This window comes from Mesorhizobium sp., from assembly GCF_041661565.1.
In the GTDB taxonomy this organism is placed as follows: Bacteria; Pseudomonadota; Alphaproteobacteria; order Rhizobiales; family Rhizobiaceae; genus Mesorhizobium.
Window position 1 is genome coordinate 1 of sequence record NZ_JBAZUD010000168.1, and the last position, 10,128, is coordinate 10,128.

Genomic DNA, 10,128 nt, shown 5'->3' on the forward strand with positions numbered 1-10,128 from the left:
CCCGAAACCTTGTTGTCGCCCAGCGAAACCAGGAAACCATTGATCGAACGCTTGCCGTCGCTCGTCACCAGCGCCGCCTTGATGTCGAGTGCCTGTTCGTTGACCAGACCGGTCAGCGCGATGGTGGCGGCGGGATTGGCGATGTCGGCCTTGCCGCTTGCCGTCAGCTTGATGCTCTTCACCGTGCGGCCGGAGGCGGTCAGACTTTCGCTGTCGGCGGAGACCGTGAAATCGGGCGCGGTCCGGGCGCCGCTGGCCGACAGGGCGAAGTCGACGCCCCCGGCGACCGGCACCCCGACCATCGGCGACAGCACCGAAACATCCCCCAGCTTGCCTTTTATGTCGGCCTGGATGTCCGTGCCTTGCGCGCTCGCCGTGCCGCTGGCGCTGAGGGAACCCGACGTGAATTCGATCGAATTGGCGGCGAAGGAACCCTGCGGGTCGCGAGTCGCCGAGGCCGAGAATTTCACCCGCGCGCCGAGCACCGAGGCGATCTGCGGCGGCAGGGCTGTCGCCACGGCGTCGGCATTCATCTTGAGCTGCATCGACAGATCGGCAAGTGCCACTGTCGCCGTCAGCGAGGCGTTCAGCGCGTCGGACCGCAAGGTGCCCTCGTCGATGGCGATGGCGTCCTTGCTGATCGAACCGGCCAGGTCGACATCGACCTTGCCGGTGATCAGCGGTGCCAGCGTCGCCACGTCGGTATTCAGCCCGCCCGCTTCCAGCTTGACGGTCACCGGCCCGGCGCGGTTCTGGATGTCGAAGCCATCGGAGTGGATCTGAGCCGCCAGATCGTCCAGGCGCGTGCCGCCGGCGACGATCGACACGAACGAGGCGCCGATGTCGACGGCCGGCGCCCGGCCGTCACCGAAGGCACGTGCGGTTGCATTCTTGATCGCGAGCGTGATCGGCTGTTCCTTGCTGCCGACGCTGATCACCACGGGCGGCCCTTTGGTGGCGAGTTCGACGGACATATCGCTGGCACCTTCCGGGTCGACAATGCCCTTGGCGGTGCCGTGCACCGCATCGCTGTCGATGTTGGCCCGCTCGACACTGATGCCGCCGGCGGCGGTCGCAATGCCCGCGACATCGAACGTGGTCTTGCCGGCGAACAATGGCTTCAAATTCTCCGGCAGGAAGCGCGCGAAATCGCCATCGCCCCTGGCCTCGACATGGTTGCCCTTGTCGGTAAGCTGATGGCGACCGGTCAGTTGGGTGACGATCTTGCCGTCGACGCTGAAGGTGCCGATGCCGTTCCAGTTGGCGAGTGGGCCGGTGCCCGACACCGCGATGTCGACCGGCGGCGCATCGGGCAGCTTAAGCAGATTGGCAATGATGCCACCCGCTGGCTCCGACGCCTTGAGGTCGAGATCGAGCCTGTTGTCGGCCGGGGCGAAGTGGATCTTGGCGTCGACATTGCCCTGCTTGCCGTCGTGACGGGTGACGTTGAGCGTCGTCTCGACGGCAAGCGGCGCGGCATCGGCCTTGAGCATCCCCTTGGCCGCGAGTTCGGCGATGCCGCTGCCGGCAAGGTCCTGGCCAAGCGCGATTTCAGGCAGATCGAACTGCTTGACGTCGACCGAAACCGGCAGTGTCGTCGTGCTGCTCTGGGCCGGCTGCTGGGTCGAAGCAACCGGCAGCCGCGCCAGTTCGATGCGTTCGGCCGCGATGCGGTCGGCGCTGAATCGCTTGGACAGCAGCGCCAGGGGCGACCAGTCGACCGCCACCTTGCGCGCCACCAGCCAGGCGCCTTGGCGGTCCTCGAGAACGACGTGGTCGACGCTGAGGTTGCCCGACCAGACGCCGTCGATGCCGCTGACGGTGATCTTGGTGTCGTCGCTCGAGGCCAGCCTTGAAATGATGCCGGCGAGATTGTCGCGGCCGCGCTCGGTCTTCGTCAGCACCACCAGGGCGCCGATCGCACCGGCGACGACGATGAGCAACGTGTAAACGACAATGCGGAGAATGCGCCAGACTGTCTTCATCGCTCAGAACGCCTGCCCAATGCCGGCATAGATGCCGAAAGTCGGATCGCCCGGATCGCGGTTGAGCGGCACCGCGGCGTCGATGCGCAGCGGTCCGAACGGTGTCACATAGCGCAATCCGACGCCGGCGCCGACCTTGACGTCGGAGAAGTTCGGAATCGATTTCGTCGATACCGAACCGGCATCGACGAACGGAACGATGCCGATCGTGTCGGTGATGGCGATGCGCATTTCCACCGAGGTCTCGAAGAAGGAGAGGCCGCCGATCGGCTGGCCGTTGAAATCCTTGGGGCCGATGCCCTGATAGGCGTAGCCGCGCACCGAGCCGCCACCGCCCGAATAGAAGCGCCGGTCGGCCGGCACATGTTCCAGGCTGGTGCCGACGATCGAGCCGACGGCGACCCTTTCGGCCAGCACGAACTTCGATGCCGAATCCACCGACTGATAGGCCGACCCCTCGCCCTTCAGCTTGAGGAAGGCGGCACCACTCAAGATGTCGTAGCTCGGCTCGGCGTAAGCCAGCAGCCTGAAGCCGCTGGTCGGATTCAGCCGGTTGTCCCTGTTGTCGTAGACATACTGCAGCGGGATGCTGGCGATCAGGTATTTGTGCTTGCCGAAGGCGTCGGTAATCCGCGAATAATCGAGCGCCACCTCCGCCGAGACGGTCTGCTTCTTGTCGAGTTCGTAGGACAGGCCGGTGCTGCCCTTGACCGAAAAATGGTCATAGGCATCGGGATGCTCGAGCACCGTCTTGACGCCGGCGAAGAACTTCGATGCCGGCCCGACCACGCCCGGCTTCTCGAACATCACCCCGGCATTGTAGTTGAGCTCGCCCAGACCATTGCTACCGATGCCGCTTATGGCGCCTTCGATGCGCAGCTTTTCGGCGTGGCCGAAAAGGTTGCGATGACCCCAATAGCCTTCCAGGCCAAGGCCCTCGGTGTTGGACAAGGTGCCGCCAAGGCCGAAATAGCGGGGCTTGCGCTCGCTGACCTGGACGCCTATCGGGATGTTGCCGTCGGCGTCGAGCTTGTCGGCCTCCTTCAGCGTCACACTGTTGAACACCTCGAGCGCCAGCAGCCGGTCGCGCGCGTCGCTGACCTCTTCGGGTGAATATTGCCGGCCGTGCTTGAGGCCGGTCATGTATTCGGTGAAGTCGCGATCGACCTTTTCCGTACCTTCCACCGTGGTCGCGCCATAACCGGCCACCGGGCCTGCCGCGACCGTCAGCGTCACGTTGAGCGTCGAGGTGGCATGGTCGGCGACGATCTGGCGATCCGTCACCCTGGCCAGCGGCCTGCCTTCCTGCTTCAGCGTCCGAACGATCAGCGCTTCCGCCTTGAGCACGGACCCCGAGCCGGCATCGCCGCCGGAGATAAGGCCATAATCGGCGCTCATAAGCCCGGCCGCGTCACCTTCAAGCCTGATATTGCCGAGGGTGAATTTCGGGCCGGCGACAATGTCGATAACCACCGGGATGGGTTGCGGTCCCTTGAACTCGGCATCGGGCGGCAGATCGTCGAGCGGCTTGCCGTCGATGGTGACGGTGACGACGCCTTCGTAGCGCGCATCGGCATAGAGCGCGGCGACAAGCTGCTCGCGATCGCCCCGCGCCTTGGCCATCAGGCCCAGCGAACCGGCCACCGGCCGGTCCACGTCGCTTTCCAGGGACGAGGCGTTGCCAAGCTTCTTGACAAGGTCCTTGTCGGCGTCGGGCGCATTGATGGTGACGGCGTAGCGCAGCGGATCGACAATGTCGGCATCCTCGTCGCTGGACGAGCCCCACAGCTTGATGCCGAACAGTTCGAAGGCTGCCGCCGGTCTCGATTCCCCGGCCAGCGCGGCCGCGCAAACCGCAGCCAAAAGCAGGGCGCGCGGAAGCGTGCGCCGTGGCGCCGTGCCCCCTGACATCTGCTCTTCATCCGCCGACATTAAACACAACCTAGGTTACAAAACTAAAATTGGAATGAAGTTTTGAAATGCTCGTAAAGGGGCCACAATCCAATTGTCTGAAATAGGACGGGCTTGGAATTCACACCTTTTGCGTCTTCGCAAGAATGCGTGATCCCTATCCTATGGAGGTACTACCGGCGTTCCGCCGGAAAGGAAACCGTTGGCGGGCGGAACCCTGCCGCGTCCTTGTGTTGACAAGCTTGACTGAAGCTTGATCATGCCTGGACGTCAGCACTGTCTGGAGGGTGTAATGGCAATGCGCGCGGCTCGTGGTCTGTCGATTCTGATCCTTCTTCTCTTCGCCTGGGGCCCTGTCGCGCAAGCGGCCGAAGCGCGGCGAATCGCAACAACCGAGAATTCCGACTATTTCGGCTTCGACCTCAGGTCCGACCAGAATGTCACGCTCGACCAGTGCAAGACGACCTGCCTGGGCGATCCCGCCTGCCGCGCCTTCACCTACAACAACAAGGCGAAATGGTGCTTCCTCAAGTCCGACTACAACCAGCTGAAGCCCTTCAATGGCGCGGTGGCCGGCAAGGTGGTCACCATCGATGGCGATCCCGACATCGGCGCGCCGCCGGAGCTGGCCTTTTTCCCCAGCTGGATGGCAGACCAGGCCCAGCAATACCGCAACAAGCTGCTCGGCCCGGCCTTTGAAAAGCCGACCGAGGGCATTGCCGGCCTGACCAGCGCGGCCGCGCAGGCCGTGCTGGGCGGCGACCATCGCTCCGCCATGCTGAAATACGAAGCCGCGGTCTCGGTCCTGCCCGATGACGGCCAGCTCTGGCTCGCCTTGGCGCGGGAAACGCTGGCCGTGGAGCCCGCCGCCAACACTTCGGAAGCCTCCACTCTGCCTGCGAACGGCACCTCGGCCGCCTTCAATGCCTACAAACTGTCGCGCACCACCAGGGCGCGGGCCGAAGTGCTTGCGCTGCTCGGCAAGGGCCTCGACAAGCGCGACCTCTACCGCCCTGCCCTGCAGGCCTACGAAGCCAGCCTTGCGCTGGTCGCGTCGCCCGCCGTCCAGGCCGACTATGCCGATCTCAAGGCGCGCAAGGGCTTCCGTGTCGTCGACCACACGGTCGATGCCGACACCAGTGCGCCGCGCATCTGCGCGCAGTTTTCCGAGGATCTGGTCAAGACCGGCGTCGACTACGCGCAGTTCGTCACCGTCGACAACGCGCCGCCGAAGGGCGTCGAGGCCAAGGACAAGCAAATCTGCGTCGAGGGCCTCGAACACGGCCAGCACTATGACGTCACCTTTCGCGCCGGGCTGCCGGCGGCGATCGGCGAAGTGACCGCCGCGCCCGTGGTGCTGTCGATCTATGTGCAGGACCGCGCACCTTCGGCTCGCTTCACCGGCGACAGCTTCGTCCTGCCGGCAGGCGCGCGCCGGGGCATCCCGGTCGTCACCGTCAACATGAGCGTCGCCCAAATGAAGCTCTACCGAATCGGCGACCGTTCGCTGGCGCAGCTTCTGTCGGGCTACCAGTTCCTGCACCAGCTTGACAGCTACGACATTTCCAACATCTCCGAGCAGATGGGCGCGCCGGTCTGGCAGGGCCAGCTCGACATCGCCAACGACCTCAACAAGGAGGTCACCACCTCCTTCCCGGTCGACGAAGCGCTGCCCAAGCGCAAGCCCGGCGTCTATGTGCTGACCGCGCAGGCCGTCGACGGCAAGGGCGATGACTACAGTTCGCTGGCCACCCAGTGGTTCGTCGTTTCCGATATCGGGCTGTCCACCTATACCGGCCAGGACGGGCTCAATGTCTTCGCCCGCTCGCTTGGCAGCGCCAAGCCGATCGCCGGCGCCGAGCTGACGCTGGTTGCCCGCAACAACGAGGTCCTCGGCACGGCGATCTCCGATGCGCAAGGCCACGCCGTCTTCAACCCCGGCCTGACACGCGGCGACGGCGGCATGGTGCCGGCGGTGCTGATGGCCAAGCAGGGCGACGACGATTTCGTCTTCCTCGACATGGGCCGCGCGGGCTTCGACCTGTCGGACCGTGGTGTCACCGGGCGCGCGGCGCCAGGCGCGCTGGACGTCTATGCCTGGACCGAGCGCGGCATCTACCGCGCCGGAGAGGATGTCCATGTCGCGGCCCTTGCCCGCGACGGCGCCGCCAAGGCCGTCGACAACCTGCCTTTGACCTTCATCTTCTCGCGCCCCGACGGCGTCGAGGACCGCCGCATCGTCAGCGACGGCGCATCCGCCGGCGGTCATGCCGTCGACCTGCCGCTCGAACCCAACGCCATGCGCGGCACCTGGTCGGTGTCGATCTACACCGATCCCAAGCAGCCGGCGGTCGCCAGCCAGATGTTCCTGGTCGAGGATTTCGTGCCGGATCGCATCGAATTCGACATGACCGCCGACAAGAAGGAGATCGCGCAGGGCGAAACCGCCAACATCAGCATTGACGGCCGCTTCCTTTATGGCGCGCCGGCGGCGGGCCTGGCGCTCGAGGGCGAGTTGACGCTGTCGACGTCGCGTGACTGGGACCGCTTCCAGGGTTTCTCCTTCGGCCTCGCCGACGAACAGTCGGCCGAACCCACCGTCACCCCCCTCGCCGAACTGCCGGTGGTGGGTGACGACGGCAAGGTGATTTTCCCGGTCTCCGTCGAGCAGCTGCCCTCCACCACCAAGCTGGTCGACGCGAAGGTGACGGTGCGCATGCGTGAAACAGGCGGCCGCGCCATCGAGCGTTCTCTCGACATCGGCATTCGTCCGCAGGGCCACATGATCGGCATCCGGCCGGACTTCGCCGACAATGAGGTGCCCCAGGGCGGCACGGCCAAGTTCAGCCTGATCGCCGTCGATCCCGACGGCAAGCGCGAGGCGTTGAAGGGTGCGCGCTGGACCTTGGTCAAGGTCGAACGCAATTACCAGTGGTACCGGTCCAACAATTCCTGGAACTACGAGCCGGTCACCTTCACCAAGTCCATTGCCAACGGCCAGGTCGATCTTGGCGCCGACGGAGACGGGACGGTCTCGGTGCCCGTCGACTGGGGCCAGTACCGGCTCGAGGTCGAAACGTCGGATCCCGAGGGACCGGCGACCAGCTATGAGTTCGACGCCGGCTGGTACGTCTCCTCGACCACCACCGAAACGCCCGATGGCCTGGAAATCGCCCTCGACAAGGACAATTATGCCGCCGGCGAAGTGGCCAAGCTAAAGGTTTCGCCGCATTTTGCCGGTGAACTCCTGATCAACATCGGTTCCGACAAGCTACTGAAGACCGTCACGGCGACCGTGCCGGCCGGCGGCGGCACCGTCGACATCCCGGTCGGCGAAGACTGGGGCGCCGGCGCCTATGTCACGGCAACCCTGTTCAGGCCCGGCGATGCGCAGGAAACGCGCATGCCGGCCCGTGCCATCGGCGTGAAATGGCTGAAGGTCGACCCCGGCTCCAAGAAGCTCGCGGTTACCTTGACACCTCCGGACAAGACCATGCCGCGCCAGCAGCTGTCGATCCCGGTTTCCGTGGCCGGCATGCAGCCGGGCGCCAACGCCTATGTCATGGTCGCCGCCGTCGACGTCGGCATCCTCAATTTGACCAACTACAAGGCGCCGGATCCCGAGAACTGGTTCTTCGGCCAGCGCATGCTCGGCATGGAGATCCGCGACCTCTACGGCCGCCTGATCGACGGTTCGCTGGGCAACACCGGCAAGATCAGGACCGGCGGCGACGGCTCCAACATGCAGGCGCAGGGCAGCCCGCCGACCGAAAAGCTGGTCGCCTTCTTCTCCGGTCCGGTCGAGCTCGATGCCGACGGCAAGGCGAGGATCGACTTCGACATCCCTCAGTTCAACGGCACCGTGCGCGTCATGGCCGTCGCCTGGACCAAGGAAGCGGTCGGCCATGCCCAGTCCGATGTCATCGTTCGCGATCCAGTGGTGATCACCGCCGGCCTGCCGCGCTTCCTCGCGCCCGGCGACAACGCCGTCATGCGCCTCGATGTCGCCGACACCGACGGCCCTGCCGGCGACTATGCGCTGTCGATCGAAACGACGGGCGACCTGTCGACCGGCGACAAGCCCTTGCCCGCGAAGCTGACGCTCGCCCAGGGCAAGCGCCAGACGCTGACCGTGCCGTTGGTCGCAACCACGGCAGGCAATGCCTCTCTCACCATCAAGCTTGCCCATGCCGACGGCACCAGGGTCGAGCAGACGCTGTATGTGCCGGTACGCCCGGCGCAATTGCCTGTCACCACCCGCCTCGTGGTCGACCTCAAGCCGAATGGCGGCGCGCTACGCGTCGACAAGGAACTGCTGGCGGCAAGCCTGCTTGACGGCGCCTCGGTCAGCGTCGGCGTTTCCCAGGCCGCGGCCTTCGACGTACCGTCGCTGCTGATGACGCTCGACCGCTACCCCTATGGCTGCGCCGAGCAGACCACCAGCCGCGCCATGCCGCTGCTCTATGTCAACGACCTGGCCTCCAGCATCGGCATGGAAAGCGACCCGAACCTGCATGGCCGCGTCCAGGACGCCATCTACAAGGTGCTGAGCTACCAGTCCTCGTCCGGCAGCTTCGGCCTTTGGGGTCCGGGCTCCGGCGATCCGTGGCTCGACGCCTATGTGAGCGAGTTCCTGACCCGGGCGCGCGAGCAGAAATACGACGTGCCGGCCCTTGCCATGAACCAGGCGCTGAGCAACCTGCAGAATTCTCTCGGCTACGACCAGAGCGTGCAGGATCGCGGCAGCGAGATCGCCTACGCCCTCTACGTCCTGGCCCGCAACAAGAAGGCCTCCATCGGCGACCTGCGCTATTACGCCGACACCCAGCTGGAAGCCTTCTCGAGCCCGATGGCCGTCGCCCAGCTGGCGGCGAGCCTGGCGCTCTACGGCGACACCCAGCGCTCGGAGGCGACGTTCAAGGCCGCCCTCCAGCTGGCCAAATCGGCGACGGCCTACGACTACTATCGTTCCGACTATGGCTCGCCGCTGCGTGACGGCGCGGCGATGCTGGCCCTGGCGGCGGAATCGAAGCCGGTGCCGACGATCGTGCCGGAGCTGATCAAGCTGGTGACCAGGGAACGCGCCGCGGCCGACTGGACAAGCACCCAGGATGAATCCTGGATGCTGATGGCGGCGCGTGCGCTGAAGGAAGGCAATGATGCGATCACGCTGACCGTCAACGGCGCGCCGCATTCGGGCGGCTATTCCAACCAGGTCGATGGCGGCGAGCTCGCCGACAGCCCACTTGAAATCGCCAACACCGGCAAGACCCCTCTGCAGGCCGTCGTCACCACCGTGGCGTCGCCGGTAGAGCCGTTGCCGGCCGGCGGCGACGGCTTCACCATCGAGCGCACCTACTACAAGCTCGACGGCACCGAAGCCAATGTGACGGAGGCAACCCAGAACGAGCGCTATGTCGTCGTGCTCAAGGTCAACGAGCAGAACAGCTGGCCGTCGCGCCTGCTGATCACCGACTTGTTGCCCGCCGGCTTCGAGATCGACAATCCAGGCCTGGTCTCCAGCGCCCAGCTGACGAACTTCTCCTGGCTGGCGCAGACCGATGCCGCGCATCTCGAATTCCGCGACGACCGGTTCGTCGCGGCGTTCAACCCGGCCGACGGCGACCACGACCACAATCTGACGCTCGCCTATGTCGTGCGCGCCGTGACGCCAGGCACCTACGCCCATCCGGCCGCCACGGTGGAGGACATGTACCGGCCGCAATACTCGGCCCGTACCGCCACCGGCATGATGGAGATCAAGGCGCCGTAAGGGTTGCTGATATGAAGGATAGGCTTGTGCCGCCCCCTCATTGCCCTGCCGGGCATTTCTCCCCGTATAGTGACGGGGAGAAAGAGGCCGGCAGCAAAGCTTTCGCCAACTTCGAACGTCGCAGAGAAAGCGCCGATGGATGCCACAGCTCCCTTCTCCCCGTCACTATACGGGGAGAAGGTGGCGGCAGCCGGATGAGGGGCAGCGCCGTGTTCTCCAGGAAATCCATCCGCCGCATCACCATCGCCGCAGCCGGCGTCGGTGGCCTGGCACTGGTCTCCATCGCATCCCTCTGGGAGCTCGACCGCGCCTTCCCGCCGCCACTCCCGGCGGAACTCACGGTCTCGACCGAAGTCCAGGACCGCGACGGCCAGCTGTTGCGTGCCTTCGCCACGCCGGATGGTTACTGGCGGCTGGGAACCCGGCTGGACCAGGTCGACAAGCAATTCGTCGACATGC

2 protein-coding genes and 2 pseudogenes are annotated in these 10,128 nt (G+C 65.4%); 2 read left to right on the top strand and 2 right to left on the bottom strand.

Annotated features, from left to right (window positions below):
• Positions 1-1,985 (bottom strand): annotated as a pseudogene (locus WC739_RS22275) (translocation/assembly module TamB); the annotation flags it as partial.
• A gap of 3 nt (positions 1,986-1,988) precedes the next feature.
• Complete coding sequence (locus WC739_RS22280; RefSeq protein ID WP_372955160.1) at positions 1,989-3,917, bottom strand: autotransporter assembly complex family protein; 1,929 nt, start codon at positions 3,915-3,917, stop codon at positions 1,989-1,991.
• Positions 3,918-4,188: 271 nt separating this feature from the next.
• Here WC739_RS22280 and WC739_RS22285 point away from each other — a divergent pair, with 271 nt between their 5' ends.
• Positions 4,189-9,669, top strand: a complete 5,481-nt coding sequence (locus WC739_RS22285) for an alpha-2-macroglobulin family protein (protein WP_372955161.1) — start codon at positions 4,189-4,191, stop codon at positions 9,667-9,669.
• Positions 9,670-9,863: 194 nt separating this feature from the next.
• Positions 9,864-10,128 (top strand): annotated as a pseudogene (locus tag WC739_RS22290) (penicillin-binding protein 1C); the annotation flags it as partial.

What these genes read in the sequence shown, in the direction of transcription:
- WC739_RS22280 (WP_372955160.1), bottom strand. Translation starts at nt 3,917, where the DNA reads ATGTCGGCGGATGAAGAGCAGATGTCAGGGGGCACGGCGCCACGGCGC.
- WC739_RS22285 (WP_372955161.1), top strand. Translation starts at nt 4,189, where the DNA reads ATGGCAATGCGCGCGGCTCGTGGTCTGTCGATTCTGATCCTTCTTCTC.